General features: G+C 63.5%; 15 protein-coding genes. 10 read left to right on the top strand and 5 right to left on the bottom strand.

The features are described from left to right. Positions 1-115: 115 nt before the first annotated feature. From G513_RS0102375 to G513_RS0102355, 5 genes are all read right to left on the bottom strand, one after another. Positions 116-1,909 carry a PQQ-dependent methanol/ethanol family dehydrogenase gene (locus G513_RS0102375; RefSeq protein WP_022975232.1) on the bottom strand — a complete coding sequence of 598 codons (1,794 nt, stop codon included), beginning with the start codon at positions 1,907-1,909 and terminating at the stop codon, positions 116-118. Between the two features lie 499 nt (positions 1,910-2,408). Beyond that, on the bottom strand, positions 2,409-3,641 hold the full coding sequence (locus G513_RS0102370) for a porin (protein ID WP_022975231.1): 1,233 nt from the start codon (positions 3,639-3,641) through the stop codon (positions 2,409-2,411). A gap of 269 nt (positions 3,642-3,910) precedes the next feature. Beyond that, positions 3,911-5,428 carry a sensor histidine kinase gene (locus G513_RS0102365; RefSeq protein ID WP_022975230.1) on the bottom strand — a complete coding sequence of 506 codons (1,518 nt, stop codon included), beginning with the start codon at positions 5,426-5,428 and terminating at the stop codon, positions 3,911-3,913. Beyond that, the gene (locus tag G513_RS0102360; protein ID WP_028475043.1) at positions 5,421-6,047 is read right to left on the bottom strand and encodes a response regulator; all 627 of its coding nucleotides are present in this window, start codon (positions 6,045-6,047) and stop codon (positions 5,421-5,423) included. The genes G513_RS0102365 and G513_RS0102360 overlap by 8 nt, the downstream gene beginning before the upstream one ends. A 148-nt stretch (positions 6,048-6,195) precedes the next feature. Then, a complete protein-coding gene (locus tag G513_RS0102355) occupies positions 6,196-7,707 on the bottom strand; it encodes an aldehyde dehydrogenase family protein (protein ID WP_022975228.1) in 1,512 nt (503 codons plus the stop codon). 441 nt (positions 7,708-8,148) lie between these two features. Here G513_RS0102355 and G513_RS0102350 point away from each other — a divergent pair, with 441 nt between their 5' ends. From G513_RS0102350 to G513_RS0102305, 10 genes are all read left to right on the top strand, one after another. Further along, positions 8,149-10,185 (top strand): sigma-54-dependent Fis family transcriptional regulator, encoded by a 2,037-nt coding sequence (locus G513_RS0102350; protein WP_022975227.1) that lies wholly within the window; start codon positions 8,149-8,151, stop codon positions 10,183-10,185. Between the two features lie 245 nt (positions 10,186-10,430). Further along, a complete protein-coding gene (gene pqqA, locus G513_RS26425; RefSeq protein WP_156891444.1) occupies positions 10,431-10,505 on the top strand; it encodes a pyrroloquinoline quinone precursor peptide PqqA in 75 nt (24 codons plus the stop codon). A gap of 163 nt (positions 10,506-10,668) precedes the next feature. Further along, on the top strand, positions 10,669-11,583 hold the full coding sequence (pqqB, locus tag G513_RS0102340; RefSeq protein ID WP_022975225.1) for a pyrroloquinoline quinone biosynthesis protein PqqB: 915 nt from the start codon (positions 10,669-10,671) through the stop codon (positions 11,581-11,583). A 3-nt stretch (positions 11,584-11,586) separates the two neighbouring features. Next, positions 11,587-12,375, top strand: coding sequence for a pyrroloquinoline-quinone synthase PqqC (gene pqqC / locus G513_RS0102335; RefSeq protein ID WP_022975224.1), 789 nt, complete (start codon positions 11,587-11,589; stop codon positions 12,373-12,375). After that, the gene (gene pqqD / locus G513_RS0102330) at positions 12,368-12,670 is read left to right on the top strand and encodes a pyrroloquinoline quinone biosynthesis peptide chaperone PqqD (protein ID WP_022975223.1); all 303 of its coding nucleotides are present in this window, start codon (positions 12,368-12,370) and stop codon (positions 12,668-12,670) included. The genes pqqC and pqqD overlap by 8 nt, the downstream gene beginning before the upstream one ends. Next, entirely contained in the window at positions 12,648-13,817 is a 1,170-nt protein-coding gene (pqqE, locus tag G513_RS0102325) for a pyrroloquinoline quinone biosynthesis protein PqqE (protein WP_051144311.1), read from the top strand. The genes pqqD and pqqE overlap by 23 nt, the downstream gene beginning before the upstream one ends. Before the next feature lie 144 nt (positions 13,818-13,961). Beyond that, complete coding sequence (locus G513_RS0102320; protein WP_022975221.1) at positions 13,962-14,825, top strand: mechanosensitive ion channel family protein; 864 nt, start codon at positions 13,962-13,964, stop codon at positions 14,823-14,825. Continuing rightward, positions 14,818-15,696 (top strand): magnesium transporter MgtE N-terminal domain-containing protein, encoded by an 879-nt coding sequence (locus G513_RS20980; protein ID WP_022975220.1) that lies wholly within the window; start codon positions 14,818-14,820, stop codon positions 15,694-15,696. Before G513_RS0102320 ends, G513_RS20980 begins: the two co-directional genes overlap by 8 nt. Beyond that, a complete protein-coding gene (locus G513_RS0102310) occupies positions 15,693-16,997 on the top strand; it encodes a magnesium transporter (protein WP_022975219.1) in 1,305 nt (434 codons plus the stop codon). Before G513_RS20980 ends, G513_RS0102310 begins: the two co-directional genes overlap by 4 nt. A gap of 124 nt (positions 16,998-17,121) precedes the next feature. Further along, positions 17,122-17,568 (top strand): hypothetical protein, encoded by a 447-nt coding sequence (locus G513_RS0102305; protein WP_022975218.1) that lies wholly within the window; start codon positions 17,122-17,124, stop codon positions 17,566-17,568. Positions 17,569-17,649: the final 81 nt, after the last annotated feature.

The following is a 17,649-nucleotide window of genomic DNA, read 5'->3' as shown; positions in this document are numbered from 1 at the left end:
ATTCGATTTGAATGGATTTGAGATTGGGATGAGCGTGAGACCGCGAGAATCAGAGAAGGAGCCCTGAGAACCGGGCTCCTTCTTCGTTCCGCTTATGTTCTAGACCGCTGTGTCCTTACGGGCTGACTTGAGCAACAGCCGCCTTGCCCGACTTGTGCAGCTTGAAGACCCAGAACGAGCCACCCTGGCTGATGTCCTTGACCTTCTTCGCCACTTCGCCGCCCCAGAGCGGAACCGCACCGCCCCAGCCCGACGCGACGCCGATGTACTGCTCGCCGTCCATTTCCCAGGTCGTCGGCTGGCCGACCACGCCCGAACCGGTCTGGAACTTCCACAGTTCCTTGCCCGTCTTGGCGTCAAACGCCTTCAGGAAGCCTTCCGGCGTGCCGGTGAACACCAGGTTGCCAGCGGTGGTCATCACACCACCCCAGAGCGGCGCCGGGTTCTTGTATTCCCAGACGATCTTGCCGGTGGCCGGATCAATGGCGCGCAGGGCGCCGATGTAGTCGTCATACAGGGGCTTGATCGTGAAGCCGGCACCGAGGAATGCCGCACCCTTCTTGTAGGTGATCGGCTCGTTCCAGATGTCCATGCCCCACTCGTTGGCCGGCACGTAGAACAGGCCGGTCTGGCCCGAGTACGACATCGGCATCCAGTTCTTGGCGCCAAGGAAAGCCGGCGCGGCGAACACGGAACTGCCCTTCTCGCCCTTGCCCGGATCGCCCGGACGGTTGTTCGACTCGATCGGACGGCCGGTCTTCAGGTCGACACCCGAGGCCCAGGTCTGCTTGGTGACGAACGGGCTGGCGCTGAGCAGCTTGCCGTTCTCGCGGTTCAGCACGTAGAAGAAGCCGTTGCGATCGGCCTTGGCGCCGGCCTTCACGGTCTTGCCATCCTTCTTCATGTCGAAGCTGATGAACTCGTTGACGCCGTCGAAATCCCAGCTGTCATTCGGCGTGCTCTGGTAGCTCCAGTCGATCTTGCCGGTATCGGCGTTGATCGCCAGGGTGGATGTCGAGTACAGGTTGTCGCCAGGGCGGCTGTACGAGTTCCATGGCGCCGGGTTGCCGGTACCGCAATAGATCTCGTTGGTGTCCGCGCCGTAGGTGCAGCCCAGCCAGGTGGCGGCGCCGCCGGTCTTCCAGAGATCGCCCGGCCAGGTGGCGTTGACCTTGCCCGAGATACCGTTTTCCTTGCCGTTCAGGTAGCCCATGTGGCCTTCGACGGTCGGACGCATCCAGACCAGCTTGCCGGTCTTCGCATCACGCGCTTCGATACGGCCAACCACGCCGAACTCGCCGCCGGAGACGCCGGTGATCAGCTTGCCCTTCACGATCAGCGGCGCTGCGGTGTACGAGTAGCCACCCTTGAAATCGTCGATGGTTTCGGTCCAGACAACCTTGCCGGTGTCGGCATTCAGTGCCACCAGCTTCGCGTCCAGCGTGCCGAAGATCACCAGGTTGTCGTACAGCGCGGCGCCGCGGTTGACGACGTCGCAGCAAGGCACGATGCCTTCCGGCAGGCGGTGCTCGTACACCCAGATCTTCTGGCCGGTCTTCTGGTCCAGCGCCCAGATGCGCGAGTAAGAACCGGTGATGAAGATCTTGCCGTCATTGACCAGGGCCTGCGTTTCCTGACCGCGCTGCTTCTCGCCACCCATCGAGAACGACCAGGCCGGCACCAGATCGTCGATGTTGTCGCTGTTGATCTTGGTCGAGTTGCTGAAGCGCTGACCGCTGTAACCCATGCCGACGGTGAGCACGTCGTTCGGCGTGTTCTGGTCGTTGGCGATCATGGCGTCGGTGACCGACGCAGCAACCGCTGCTGTAGCGCTGCTGGCCAGCAGCAAACTGATCAGGGCGCGACAGCCGACCTGAAAAGCGCTGGTTCCTGCTGAATTACGGACCATTGTGATTTCTCCTCATAGCTATAGTTGTATACAGGTGTGACATTCCTACCGGTGCCACCGGCGCGCCCCGAAGCACGATCAGTGCCAGTCTTTTCGCCGCAGTGCAGCAATTCTTTCGGCCTTCGTCGACCTTTGAAAACGTTCGAGAGACGATGTCCAGCTTACTGATCCGATTGACTATTTCCCTCTCATCGTCAGGCTGACGTGGAGCTTGTCGAGAACCGTTCCCAAGCACCTGATTACGGCTCTCGCGGCACCCGATCGTCACTGTCACTGGCGGGGTACAGCCGCCGCTCGTCTGTATCGGCACCGGGACGAGTTGGCGGCTGGCCCAGCAATGACACAACCGCAGCAAAGCGAGGCGCAATTGCAGACTGTGGCGCAACGATGAAACATCAGGCGCACCGGCAAGTCCCCACCTACCCTCTTTTCAGGATCGGCGGGCGTAAAAAAACCGGGCGCGAGGCCCGGTCAATTTGGCGCTAGGAGCGGTTCTGGATCAGAACGACAGGAAGCTGCCGACGTTGAAGTTCATCGCTTCGTTCTTGCCGCCGTTCTGGCTCTTGGCGGTGACCGACGAGACTTCGCCGACCAGCGTCAGGTTCTTGGTAAGCGAGTAGTAAACGCCGCCAGTGATCTTCGAATTGCTGCGGACAATGTCCGACTGCGCCTCGCCTTCCGCCAGACCCAGACGGCTGGTGCCGTAGTTGACGCCAAGCTTCAGCGCATCGAACTTGTAGCTCGCCTGGGCGAGATAGCCGTTCGAGCCGCGGCGATTGCCGTTGCCATCCGAGCTGAAGAAGAACAGCCCCGTGGTGCCCAGACCCTTGCCGTAGTAATACCAGCCGGACAGTTCGAGATCGGCAATGTTGATCTTGCCGCCCAGGTCCGCACCGTAGCTGCGGTAGTCATCCGAGCTCTCGGAAAAATCATCACGCTGCTGCTGGGTGATGAACGAGCTGGACAAGTAGATCTTGGCGCCGCTGAGGGCGGCGTTGTAGGTCAACTTGCCGTGAAAGCCCGGCTGGGTCTTGCGGCCAACGGCACCGGTGGCCGAGTTCAGCGGGTCGTAGATGCCGAGCGTGGCAGCAAGGCCGGCAATGGTCGGCGTGGTGTAGTTGATCTGCGCCAGCGTGTCGGTATAGACGTAGCCGAGGCCGATCGAACCCAGCGTCGTGTTGGCCGGAGAGCCGGAAGCCGCGGCCCCCGCAACGCCGACACCCGGAATGGTGATGTCGTTGATGATTGCGTCGAAACCGAACAGGCCGAAGTTGCGGCCCATGGTCACCGTGCCGAGGTCCTTGGTGCCGAAGGTCAGGTAAACCTGACGAACGTCGAGGCCGGTGGTGCCGAGGCCGACATTGCCCGCGCCGCCCTGCAGATTCGGGCTGCCGCCGTCGTTGGTGCTGACGCCGGGATAAAAGCCGAAGTGGGCGCCGATGTCGATGCCGTTCTGCGTGGTCAGCACGCCGAACGACAGGGCGGCTGGCAGCAGGCCGTTGGTAACGGCCGAAGCGCTTTTCGCGGTACCGCCGCCGCCGGTGCAGGCCAGACCGCCAGTGACGGCCGCCGGCGAACTGCTGTCGCAGTCGGAATAAACGTAGTGGACGTTGATGTTGCCGTTGACGGTGAACTTGTAGTCACCGGCATTGAGTTCGAGCGCACTGGCGCCCGTCGACGACAGCATGGCCACAGCAGCCGCGATCAGCTTGCGCTGGTTCGTTTCAGTCATTTGTGATTCCCCAATATTGTTGAGAGGTGATGGCGCAGCCATCTGTCCTGCCGACCAGACCGCTACTCCCTGCCAACCCACTTCCTCTTCAGCCTCCGTGTCGCCGCCACCTTTTATGACTACTCGGTGGGTAACTTCACGGTGCCCGCACAGGTGTGTCAGCGCGAGCCTCAGAGCAAGCGACATGCCAAAGCAAGAATATTTCCTTACGCCTTGTTTTTATTGATTTTTGCGGCGCAACAAAAACCTGACGAAAGGCCCTTGCTGTTTCACTCAGGGGACGGCTTTCGAGTCACATCCGGTACAGCGTGCGGGGACAGACGCAGTTCCAGAGGACGGCCGTTGGCAGGCAGGCGCAGCGAGATGCTGGTGCCCTGGTTCGGCTGGCTGTCGATCGTCAGCCGGGCACCGAGTGCTTCGGCCCGTTCGGCCATGCCGAGCAGCCCGAAGCCGGCGCGACGTCCATCAGGGCGTGCGCGTTGACGCTCCTCGGCGCTAGCCTGCAATGGCAGATCGGTCGGCAGGCCGATGCCGTCGTCGGCAATGCGCAAGTGCAGGCTGCCGTCGACATCACCAAACAGCATCACGCTGATGCGTCGCGCACGAGCATGGCGGCTGGCATTGATCAGTGCTTCCTGGGCGATGCGGTACAGATAGACCTGCGCCAGCGCTTCGCCGGGCACGCGTTCAACGTCGATGCGTACCTCGAAACGGATCTGCGGGCAGCGGCCGGACCAGTCGGCCACCAGATTTTCCAGAGTCGGGCCCAGACCGAACTCGTCCAGCCCCGCCGGCCGCAGTCGCGCCAGCAGGCTGTGCAGACCGTCGTAAAGCTGGGCGATACCAGCTCGGATGCCGCCGGCACGGGCCATCAGTTCTGGGGCGGCACCGCCGAAGCGCTGCTGCAGCACGGCGGCCTCGGCATCGATCGCCGCCAGACTCTGGCCCATCTCGTCATGCAGCTCGCGGGCGATCGAACGACGCTCGCGTTCCTGCACTTCAAGGCTGTGGCGCAGCAGGCGTTGATTGTCCGAGCGCGCCTGTTCCAGATGGCCGCCGAGCGCGATCACACCGTCGACGATGGTGCGCAATTCCGGGGTGGTGACCGATGGCAGGGTCGGATGCAGTTCACCGCGGCCAATGCGATCGAGCGCATCACGGATCACGTCGATCGGCTTCAGCGCGCGCCAGACCGAAAACACCACGATGGCATTGGTCAGAAAACCGATCGCGACGATCAGCAGCAACAGCGGCCGTGCTTCGTTCCAGGCTTCGAGAATTTCGTCGGCGGGATCGGAATGGATGATCACCGGCACTGCCGTTCCATCCGGCTGCAGCCATTGATGCGGCAGTTCGCGCGGAGCAGTAGTGACATGGGCGATGAACCAGTCCGGCACGCTGTCGTCGATCGCCGCCGGGCAGGAGCGGCCATCGCTGCGCAATTCGCCACCAGGCCGCTCGACGCAGAGATGGCGGGTGTGATCGAAGACGCTGAGCAGCACCGGCAGCACCTGGCGCTGAGCCTGCGCGGCGGGCAAGGCCTGATCGTTGAGAAGATTGGTGGCCAGCCGCATCACCGCGTCGATCTCGCCGCGCACCGCGCGCTTCGAATTGCCGAGCACGGCAAACACCGCGAGCACCAGCACCACGCCCAGCAGCAGACCGATGAACAGGCTGAGCCGGGTCTTGAGATCCACCCGCGTGCGCCAGGCACGGAGCAGTTCGCGAATCAACCAGCGGGCACGGCTCAGCGCCGTGGGTTTGACTGCCAGCGCAAGCTCAGACACGCACGACGCCGGCCACGATCGCCAGGCGCGCCATCTCGGCTGCCGAGCGCAGGCCGAGCTTCACGCGGATCTGCGAATAATGGTTGGAGACGGTCTTGCCGCTGATGCACAGGCCGGTGGCGATTTCCCGCACCGAATGCCCTTCGGCAACCTGCCGGAAGATTTCGAACTCGCGCTGCGAAAGCTTGTGCAGCACGTCATTGGTCTGCCGTCGGGAAGGTCCAGTCCTGGCCAGATCCGGAGACAGGAATTCCCGGCCGTGGGACACCGCATCGACAGCCGCCACCAAAGTATCGGCCGCCGAGCGTTTGCTGACGTAGCCCAGCGCGCCGGCCGCCAGCGCACGTTCGACGAACATCGATTCCTCGTGAACGCTGAACGCCAGCGCCCGCAAGTCCGGCTGGCGCGCGCGCAGGCGGCGCAGCAGTTCGATACCGCCGACACCCGGCAGCGACAGATCGGTGATCACGACGTCCGGCGCGCATTCGAGAAACCGGCGATAGCCGGCGGCAGCGGACGCCGCTTCGGCAACCACGGTGTATTCGGGTGCGCATTCCAGCAATTGGCGATAGCCAGCCCGGACGACGGCGTGGTCATCAACCAGCAGAATTCGAATCATGTTGTTCTCCTCCAAGCAGGGACGCTCGGCATGGCGTCTTCGTTATTCATCCAACGGGCAAATGAAAAGGCCCGGGCGATCATTGCCCGGGCCTCGTGATGCTGACAACAACCGGCTTTCAGAAGCCGATCCGCAGATTACGGCTGGATCAATAGCCGATGCAGACCGACTTCGTTTCCAGATAGTTGTTCAGCACCTGATGGCCCATCTCGCGGCCCCAGCCCGACTGCTTGTAACCACCGAACGGCATCGACGCATCGAAGACGTTGTAGCAGTTGACCCAGACGGTACCGGCACGCAGACGCGGCACCAGCTTGTGGATCTTCGACACGTCCTGCGACCAGATGCCGGCCGCGAGGCCGTACACCGAATCGTTGGCGCGGCGAACCAGATCGTCATCCATCTCCTTGAAGCGCGACGCGACCAGTACCGGCCCGAAGATCTCTTCCTGCACGACCTTGGCGCTGTCGGGGGCGTTGATGATCAGCGTCGGCTCGACGAAGTAGCCTTCGTTGCCCCAGCGGTTGCCACCGGTGGCGAGCGACGCGCCCTCGGTCTTGCCGGCGGCCATGTAGCCGGACACGCGGTCGAACTGCACCTGCGAGACCAGCGGGCCGAGCTGGGTCGACGGATCGAGGCCCGGACCCATCTTCAGGCCCTTGGCATAGGCAGCGATACCGGCAACGACTTCGTCGTAGACCTTGTCCTGGATGAACAGGCGCGAGCCGGCGCAGCAGGTCTGGCCCTGGTTGAAGAATATCGCGCTGGCAGCACCCGGGATCGCCTTGGACAGATCGGCGTCATTGAGGATGATGTTCGGCGACTTGCCGCCGAGTTCCAGGGTCAGCTTCTTGAGGTCGTTGGCAGCCGCCTTGACGATCAGCTTGCCGACTTCCGTTGAACCGGTGAAGGCGACCTTGTCGACACCCGGATGACCAGCCAGCGGCGCGCCGGTGGTTTCACCGAAGCCGGTGATGATGTTCAGCACGCCCTTCGGCAGGCCGGCTTCCATGATCAGCTCGCCGAGACGCAGCGCGGTCAACGGGGTTTCTTCAGCCGGCTTCAGCACCACGGTGCAGCCGCAGGCCAGTGCCGGCGCCAGCTTCCAGGCCGCCATCAGGATCGGGAAGTTCCAGGGAATGATCTGGCCGACAACGCCGATCGGCTCGCGACGGGTGTACGCGTGGTACTCGGTGCCCGGGGTGAACGGCACCGACAGGTCCAGTACACCGCCGTCGATCTTGGTGGTCCAGCCAGCCATGTAATGGAAGATGTCGGCCGCAAGCACGACGTCGGCGACACGGGCGACGACGACCGGCTTGCCGTTGTCCAGCGATTCCAGCTGCGCCAGCTCGTCGGCATTGGCCAGGATCAGGTCACCGATCTTGTGCAGCAGCTTGCCGCGGTTGGCCGGCGACATCTTGCGCCACTCGCTGTGATCGTCGAATGCGCGACGGGCCGCTGCGACGGCGGCATTGACGTCTTCCTTGCTGCCGCTCTGGGCATGTGCCACGACCTGGCCGGTGGCCGGGTTGTAGATTTCGAAGGTTTCACCCGACGACGATGTGACCCAGGCGCCGTCGATCAGAATCTTCTTCGGGGTGCTGATGAACTTGCGGGCTTCCGCGCCCAGTGCTTCCAGACCTTTTGATCCATCCATTTTCTATCTCCTCAACTAACGCTTTATTCGGGTTTCAGGTGTGTGTCTGCGATACAAATTCGGACTGCGACACGTCAGCCCGACCATCGCGACGCGAGCCGGGATGGCAAGAAGCAAGCCAGCCTCAAATCATCATCCAAATCACTGTTTGAACTGGAATTCTCACCAGCGGGACAGTGGGTCAAGAATATCCATGTCTCAGGCCCGGCGCGACCCGTGCGAACCCTGTTTCACGAATGACACAGTGGCTTTCCCTGATGTCGCCCCCAGTTTGTTGAAAGACGGTTCTTCCGTTGATTCAGTGGCGAGTTGACGACTACCGTCGAGTGGCATCACTGTTGCTAGGGCGCCGTACACCGGTTAGTGGGCGCGCCGGCGAGAAAGAAAACACCATGCCCGGCGACAAAGCAGCGCGGGGCGGTCGAGATGAGGTGCGAGGAGATGGGTGACAACGCAGCGGTGCAGCACGCCAATGGCGTGTTGCGGCTGGTCAATGGCGAGAGCATTGCCAAACCTGGCTTCGACGACACCATCCGGGTGTCCTGGCAACGCTGTCTCAACGAATTCCAGCTTGACCCCGCCCGGCTGCATGCGCCGAGCGTCATCGACTCGAACAATCTCAAGGATCTGCAGGACCGTCACGACGAACTCGTCGAGATCGCCCGGGCCGAGATCGACACCTTGTACGACCAGATCAGCGGCTCCGGCTACGCGCTGCTGCTGACCGATGCCAAGGGCATCATCCTGACCCAGAAGGTCGATCCGACCCTGACCCGCATGTTCAGCAGCGCCGGCCTGCTGGTCGGTGCCGAGTGGAGCGAGAAGAGCGAAGGCACCAACGGCATCGGCACCTGCATCGCCGAAGGCCGGGCAATCACCATCCATCGCAACGATCACTTCCGCGCCCGCCACATCGGCCTGTCCTGCTCCGGCGTGCCGATCCGCGACATGAATGGCGATCTGGTCGCAGTGCTCGACGCATCCTCGGTCGGGTCGCACGACACTCGCGGCAGCCAGATGCACACGATGGCGCTGGTCAACACCTCGGCGCGGCTGATCGAGAAGTGCCTGTTCCTGCGGCGCTGCCAGCCGTACCGGATCCTGCGTTTCCACAGCCGTCCGGAATTCGTCAACCTGCTGCACGACGCCGCGCTCGCGCTATCCGAGGATGGCCACGTCGTTGCCGCAGATGACATGGCCGTGGCGCTGCTGTCGGCCCCGAGCCGGGCCAGCCTGATCGGCCGCTCGGTCAGCGAACTGTTCGACATCGGCAATCCTGAACTCGCCCAACTGGTCACCACCCGTCAGGCCCTGATGCCGGTGCGTGACCAGCGCTATGGCCGCCGCTTCTTCGTCACCCTGGCGCCGCCGCAGCTGCTGGCGCGGATGGACAGTTTCGATCGGCCACGCCGTGCTGTCGCCGAGCGGGTGCAGATCGCACCGGCGCCGTCGCTGCATGCACTGTCGCTGGAAGATCTGGCCGGCCAGGACCCGCAGATGCTGGCGAACATCCGGGCCGCGCGCCGGCTGGCCGATTCGCGGGTGCCGATCCTGATCCAGGGCCCCACCGGCTCCGGCAAGGAAGTGTTCGCGAAGGCCGTTCATCTGGCCAGCCCTCGTGCGGCGCAAGCTTTCGTCGCGGTCAACTGCGCAGCGATTCCGGAAACGCTGATCGAATCGGAACTGTTCGGCTACAAGTCCGGTGCCTTCACGGGCGCGCGCAAGGAAGGCATGCGCGGCCGCATCCAGCAATCGAGCGGCGGCACGCTGTTCCTCGATGAAATCGGCGACATGCCGCTGAACCTGCAGACCCGCCTGCTGCGCGTGCTCGAAGAACAGGAAGTGGTGCCGCTCGGCTGCGAGCAGGCGATCAAGGTCGAGCTGAGCGTGATCAGTGCTTCGCATCGCGATCTGCGCGAAATGATCGCCAACGGCAGCTTCCGCGAGGATCTGTACTACCGCCTCAACGGCATGACCCTGGATCTGCCGGCGCTGAAGGATCGGGTCGATGCCGAAGCGCTGATCCGCCGCTTCATCGCGCTCGAAGCCCGCAATGGTCAGTCGATCTCGATCGAGGCCGACGCCTTCGAATGCCTGCTCGCCTACTCCTGGCCGGGCAACATCCGCGAATTGCGCAATGTCATCCGCACCGCGCTGGTGATCTGCGACGGCGGCGTTGTTCGGATTGGCGATCTGCCGCGTTCCCTGCAGTCGCCAACGATCAAGGTGTTGCCGGCAGCCCTGCCCGCTGCGCTGCTCGAAGCGGCGGCGCCTGCCCCGATGCAGATCGTCAGCGGTGCCCACGCGCTGGAAGCTGCCGAGCGCGGAGCGATCCTGCGCGCTGTCGAAAACAATCAATGGAACATGACGATGACCGCCCGCGATCTCGGCATGAGCCGCAACACGCTGTACCGCAAGCTCAAGCGCCACGCCATTCCCTTGAGTGAGGCACGGCGAGACGATCTGTCCCGGATGTGACACAGGGGGAATTTCCAGCGCCGGAGCAGATGTGACAGACGCTCGCTGCTTTAGCTGGTTGCCAGCTTGATGCCGGCCGTTGAAACCAACTAAATTCCTTCGTTGACAAAGGTTTGCGAAAACCTATACGCAGCATTGAATCAGACGATTGGGAACCTGTCCCGACGTGGCATAGTCTCTGCACTGCCTCCTTGTCCTTAAGGGCACGTTGGCAAAATCACTGCGAACAGAATGGAGGGTTGATCATGCGTTGGACGAAACCGAGCTTCACCGAAATGCGTTTTGGCATGGAAGTGACGATGTACATCCTCAACCGCTAAATCTTTCCGGCTGAGATCGATACGAGGCGACTCGAATCGGCAAAGCCAGATAGCGGTGCAAAAGTAACGGAGCCCCCGGATAAAACTGGGGGCTTTGTTTTGAGGAGTGATTTTTCGAACGCAGCGCAACAAAAAGCGCTGAGTCATTGCAGAACCCCTGAACATGAAAATAAGAATTCTGGGTTCCGCAGCGGGGGGAGGCTTCCCGCAGTGGAACTGCAATTGCGAAACCTGCGACGGCTGCCGCAGCGGACGCCTGAACGCGATTCCCCGCTCGCAGTCTTCGATCGCGGTAAGCAGCAACGGTCTGGACTGGGTGCTGATCAACGCCTCGCCGGATATCCGCTCGCAGATTCTCGCCAACCCGGAACTGCAGCCAAACCGGCATCTGCGCGATACCGGCATCAAGGCCGTGTTCTTGATGGATGCGCAGATCGACCACGTCACCGGCCTGCTGATGCTGCGCGAGTCGAAAGTGCGGCTGCCGATCTACTGCTCGGCGCGGGTCAAGTCCGATCTCACCAGCGGCTTTCCGATCTTCAACATCCTCGAGCACTACTGCGGCGTCGATTGGTTTGAGGTGAAACCGGACGGCACACCGTTCACCGTGCCGGGAATCGACGGCATCCAGTTCGAGCCGTTCGCGCTGACCAGCAAGGCGCCGCCGTACTCCCCGCATCGCGCGGCACCAGCACCCGGTGACAACCTGGGCCTGGTGATCCGCAACGTCGTCACCGGCAAGTGCGCGCTGTATGCGCCGGGCCTTGGCGTGATCGAGCCGCCGGTGGAAAAGGCGATGCGCGAGGCCGATCTGATTCTCGTCGACGGCACCACCTGGACCGATGACGAGATGAGCCGCCGCGGCGTCGGCAAGAAACTGGCACGCGAGATGGGCCATCTGTACCAGAGTGGCGCGGGCGGCATGCTCGAAGTGCTGAGCGCCTATCCGAACGCCCGTCGCGTGCTGATCCACATCAACAACACCAATCCGATCCTGATCGAGGACGGTGCCGAGCGCGCCGAAGTACGCGCTGCCGGCGTCGAAGTCGCGCAGGACGGCCTGGTATTCGAGCTCTAGCCTATGAACGCCTCCGTCGATACCAGCGCCCTGCCGTGGACCCGCGAAGAGTTCGAGGCCAAGCTCAAGGCTTTCGAGCCGTACTACCACATCCACCATCCGTTTCAGGTGGCGATGAACAGCGGCGGCTTGAGCAAGGAAGCCGTACAGGGCTGGGTGCTGAACCGTTTCTACTACCAGACCGCGATTCCGAACAAGGACGCCGCACTACTCGCGAACTGTCCGGACCGCGAAGTCCGCCGCCGCTGGATCCAGCGGATCATCGATCACGATGGCAACGATCAGGTCGAAGGCGGCATCGAGCGCTGGGTGCGTCTAGGTGAAGCGGTGGGCCTGCAGCGCGCCGATATCGTCTCGCATCGCTACGTGTTGCCCGGCGTGCGCTTCGCGGTGGATGCCTACGTGAACTTCGTGCGCCGCGCGTCCTGGCAGGAAGGTGTTGCCTCATCGCTGACCGAACTGTTCGCGCCGAGCATTCACAAGGAACGGATCAGCGAATGGCCGAAGCACTATCCATGGATCGACAGCAGCGGCCTCGATTACTTCAAGGGCCGGGTCCAGGAAGCGCATCGCGACGTGCAGCACGGCCTTGGCCTGACCTTGGATCTGTTCGTGACGCGGGCCGAGCAGGAGCGCGCGCTGGAGCTGCTGAAGTTCAAGCTCGACATCCTGTGGACCATGCTCGACGCGATGAGCATGGCCTACGTGAAGAACGAACCGCCTTATCACTGCGTGCCAGGCTTTCAGCAAGGGATGACGGCGCGGGACATTCAGGGAGCAGACCATGTCTGAAGGCAAGGTCGAATACGCGACCGACTACAAGCCGCTGCACGATGGATCGCTGAAACTGGCCCGCGGCCACCGCATCCAATACGAGCAGGTGCAAGGCTGCGACGTATTGCTGTACCCGGAAGGCGTGGTACAGCTGAGCGAATCGGCGGCGATGATTCTCAAGCAGGTCGATGGCAAACGGACCGTGATCGATATCGCGGCGGAACTGAACCGGATGTTCCCGGAAGACGGGGACCTGACGGCCGATGTACGCGGTTTCCTGGAGGTCGCTCATGCACGAGGGTGGATTGCCTAGTTCAACGTCGGCGATACCGCTGATCAAGCCGCCGCTGTGGCTGCTCGCGGAGCTGACCTACGCCTGCCCACTGCAGTGCGCCTATTGCTCGAATCCGGTCGATTACGCCGGTCATGGCAAGACCATGGATACCGAAACCTGGCTGCGCGTGCTGCGTGACGCGCGACAGATGGGGGCCTTGCAGCTCGGCCTTTCCGGCGGTGAACCGCTGGTGCGGCAGGACCTCGAAGTGCTGGTCACCGAAGCGACCAAGCTCGGCTACTACTCGAACCTGATCACTTCCGGCATCGGCATGGATGCCGCTCGGGCGCGCTCGCTGAAGGCCGCCGGCCTCGATCACATCCAGGTCAGCTTCCAGAGCTCGGAAGCGAACCAGAACGACGAGATTGCCGGCATGCGCGCCTATGCGCACAAGGTCGACATGGCCCGTGCCGTGAAGGCCGCCGGCTTTCCGATGGTGCTGTGCTTCGTGCTGCATCGGGACAACCTGCACCGCCTGCGCGAGATGCTCGATCTGGCGATCGAACTTGAAGCCGACTACGTCGAACTGGCAACCACGCAGTACTACGGCTGGGCGCTGCTCAATCGCGATCGCCTGCTACCGACGCTCGAACAGGTGCGCGAAGCGGAAATCGTCGCCAACGAATATCAGGCCCGGCTCAAGGGCAAGATGGACATCTACTTCGTGGTGCCGGATTACTACGAGAAGCGCCCGAAGCCCTGCATGAACGGCTGGGGTTCGGTGTTCCTGCTGGTGACGCCGGACGGCACTGCCCTGCCCTGCCACGCCGCGCGGCAGTTGCCCGGCTTCGAGTTTCCGAACGTACAGTCGTCCTCGATCAAGGACATCTGGCAGACCTCGGATGCCTTCAACCGCTTCCGCGGCAACACGTGGATGAAGGAACCCTGCGCGTCCTGCCCGGAAAAGGAGAAGGACTTCGGCGGTTGCCGCTGTCAGGCCTTCCAGTTCACCGGCGATGCGGCAGCGACCGATCCGGTCTGCGATAAGTCGCCGCTTCGGCATCTGGTCGACGAAGCGATCTCGTCGGCACGAACCACGACGATCGAAAAGCCGATCATCTTCCGCAATCCGAAGAACTCGGATCGGCACACGGTGAAGCTCAGCGAACTGGCGGGCATCAAGTAGGCCGGCCGTCGCATGGCCTGTGCTAAGTTCGACCTTCGATCGTCGCGCGGCGTCGTGACAGCTCCGCCAGATTGCTGGCTGGATTCCTGACGGTTTCTCCTCAGGCGCTGTCCACTCCGTGCCCTCCCGGAGGAGTTTCCCGTCTTGACCCTGTTCGCCGAATGGAGCACCGCGCTGCAGGACGTGCTGTCGACGTTCCTCGGCAAGGCCTCGCACTTCCTGCCCAAGCTGGTCGGCGCTTTGGTGCTGCTGCTGGTCGGCTGGCTGGTGGCGCGCGTGCTGCGCACCATCGGCACGCGGCTGGTGGCGACGGCAGAAAGAGTGCTGTCGCAATCCTCGATTGCCCGCAACGGCTCCAGCGTGCGCCTGCCGATGGTCTCGGCGCGGGTGCTGGGCAGCATCCTGTTCTGGCTGGTGATGCTGTTCTTCGTGACTGCGGCCACCGAGGTACTCGGCCTTGCGCTGTTCACCGCATGGCTGGGCCAACTCGTCGCCTATGTGCCGACGATGGCGGCCGGCGCGCTGATCATCGTCGTCGGCGTGCTGGTCAGCCGCATGGCGAGGCAACTGGTGGAAGCCGCGCCGATCGCCGACGACCCGGCGCAGCGGGTGATGCTCGGCCGCATGGTGCAGGCGGCGATCCTGATCACCGCGGTCCTGGTCGGTGCCGATCAGATCGGCATCCGCGTCACCTTCATCGTGGTGATGGCCACGGTAGTGATCATCGCCCTGGTCGGCGCCGCTGCGCTGTCGGTCAGCCTTGGCTCGCGCAGCTATGTCGCCAACCTGATCGGCAGCCACTACCTGCGCCAGACCTACTCGATCGGCCAACAGGTTCGGGTCGATGGCTACGAGGGCAAGATTCTCGAGATGTCGAACACCAGCCTGGTGCTGGAAACCACTGACGGCCGGGTCAGCCTGCCCGCGCGCTTGTTCAACGAAGCGCCGATCGTGCTGCTGATCGAACGCCCGGAAGGCAGCCTCGATCCCGAGGCGCGCAATGGCTAGCCCCAGTCTCAACCCCATTGGCAGCCTGTCACTGGCCTATCTGGAAGCGCATCCGCGCGATGCCGCGCGGGTGCTCGAACGGCTGACGCCGACTGCCGCCGCCGATCTGCTGGCCAGTGTGCCGCTGCGGCTGGCAGCACCGGTGATGCGCCAGATGCTGCCGCTGTTCGCGGCGCGGGCGCTGGATCGTCTCGGTGACGACCGCGCGGCTGGCCTGCTGCGCGCCGTCGGGCCACAGACCGGCGTCGCCGTACTGCGACAGATACCGCGAACGCGCGCCGATGTGCTGATCAGCCAGTTGCCGGCGCCGCTCGCGGTCGCCTTCCGGCTGCTGCTCGGTTATCCCGAAAACACCGTCGGCGCCTGGGCCGATCCGCATGCGCTGGCATTGACCGAAGACATCCGCTGCGCACAGGCGATCGATCATCTGCGCAGCTCCGGCAACGAGCAGGATGCGCTGTACATCGTCGATGGCGAGCAACGCCTGATCGGCGTGGTGCCGATGGTCGATCTGCTGCGCGCCGCAGCCGATACGCCGCTGCGCCGCCTGATGCAGCCGCCGCCGGTCACCGTGCCGGCGCAGTCGCTGGTCAGCGCCCTGCACGATCATCCGGGCTGGGCGGGCGCCCGCGCGCTGCCGGTGGTCGAACGCGGCGAGCGTTTCGCCGGCGTGCTCTGGCAGACCGCGCTGGCCACCGCCAGCGGCCCGGAGCGCGATCCCGAGGATCAGCCGGCGACACCCGGCGATGCGCTGTCACTGGTTGCCGGCGGTTACTGGAACGCCGTGGCGGGGCTGATCGAAGTGCTGGTGTCCTGGCTGCCGACCACCACGCGCGCCGTGGCACCCGACGAGCGCCCCGAGCCCCGATGAGTGCCGACACCGCCACCGCCGCGCTGACCCTGCGCTTCCTGCTCGACTATCCGCGCGAAGCCGCGCGGCGACTGGAGCGTCTGCCACCGCATGACATCGCCACCGTCCTCGGCGAACAGCCGATCCACGCGCTGATCCCGGTCTGGCGCGGCCTGACCGGCGATATCGAACGCACGGTGCTGGCGGCGCTGCCGGCAAAGCTGGCGCGCCACATCCTCAGCGAACTGGAGCCCACCGAAGCCGTTGCCCTGCTGAGCCGTTTCGATGTCGGCACGCGCGATACCTATCTCTCGCTGCTGAACCCGGAAATCGCCGACGAGCTGCGAACCAGCATGGCGCGCCAGCCGGACTCCGCCGGCGCCCTGATGGACCCTCGCTTCCTCGCTTTCGAGGCTGCGCTGCCGGTGGCCGAAACCTTGGCCCGCCTGCGCCGCACCGGGCGCCGCAGCGTCCGCGAAATCTATCTGGTCAACGAGGACGGGCAACTCGAAGGCCGGGTCGAAATCCAGGATCTCGCGCTCGCCGATCTCGATCAGCGGCTGGCCGATCTGCGCCAGCCGATCATCGCCGCGGTGGATGACAGCGTGCCGCGCGAGGAAGTCGTCGAACTGCTGGAGCAGCACGACAACCTCACCGAACTGCCGGTGATCGATTTCAGCGGCCGGCTGATCGGCGTCATCCATCAGGCCGAGCTGGTCAGCGCCATTCAGGAAGAAACCAGTCTCGACATCCAGACCATGGTCGGTGCGAGCAAGGACGAGCGCGCGCTTTCATCGCCGCTGTTCGCCGTCGCCAAGCGTCTGCCGTGGTTGCAGATCAACCTGCTGACCGCGTTCCTGGCGGCCTCGGTGGTCGGGATGTTCGAAGACATCATCGCCAAGTTCACCGCGCTCGCGGTGCTGCTGCCGGTGGTTGCCGGCCAGAGCGGAAATGCTGGCGCGCAAGCGCTGGCAGTGACCATGCGCGGTTTGATGCTGCGCGAGATCAGCATCCGCCATTGGCCGAGAGTGGTCATGAAGGAAGTCAGCGTCGGCCTGCTCAACGGCCTCGGCATCGCCGCCACCACGGCGATCGGGGTCTATGTCTGGAGCCGCTCGTTCGGGCTGGTGCTGGTGATCGTCACGGCGATGGTGATCTCGATGATCGCCGCCGGTTTCGCCGGCGCACTGGTGCCGATCACCTTGCGCCGCTTCGGTCAGGACCCGGCGCAATCCTCGTCGATCATCCTGACCACGGTCACCGATGTCGTCGGCTTCTTCTCGTTCCTCAGCATCGCCACGCTGTTCTCGCGCCTGCTTTGACTCAGGCCTGAAAGAGGTTCAGGGCCAGTTCAGGCCCGCACTCTAGTCTCCTCACATCGGGACTCGATCATCTGCTCATGAAGCAGCTGATCGAGAACCCTGACCCCTACCAAGGAGACATCCGATGAACCTGAAATCAGTGCTGGCTGCTGTCGTGCTGCTCACCGCTGCAGTGCCGGCGATGGCCGCCAATGTCGGCGTATCGATCAACATCGGTCAGCCGGATTTCTATGGCCGTCTCGACGTCAACGACTACCCGCGTCCGCGAGTGATCTACGCGCAGCCAGTGATCATCGAACGTCACCGGGTCGTCGAACAGCCGGTCTATGTCCGCGTGCCGCCGAACTATCGCAAGGACTGGAGGCGGTACTGCGGTCGCTATGACGCCTGCGGCCGGTCGGTCTATTTCGTCGACAGCCGCTGGTACAACGATGTCTATGTGCCGCGCTACCGCGAACGCGAGGGCCGTCGTGGCGGTGACCACGACCGCGGCCATGACCACGATCACGGTCATGACGATCACGGCCGTGGTCTCGGTAACGGACATGGCCGCGACAGGCACGATCACTGAGTCTTGATCGAGCCTTGGATAAGCCCGGCCGAGCACGACGGATTCGGCGTCAGATATCGGAGAATTCATCCGAGTCAATCA

It is taken from the genome of Nevskia ramosa DSM 11499 (assembly GCF_000420645.1).
In the GTDB taxonomy this organism is placed as follows: Bacteria; Pseudomonadota; Gammaproteobacteria; order Nevskiales; family Nevskiaceae; genus Nevskia; species Nevskia ramosa.
This window is presented reverse-complemented; position numbering and strand designations above follow the sequence as displayed.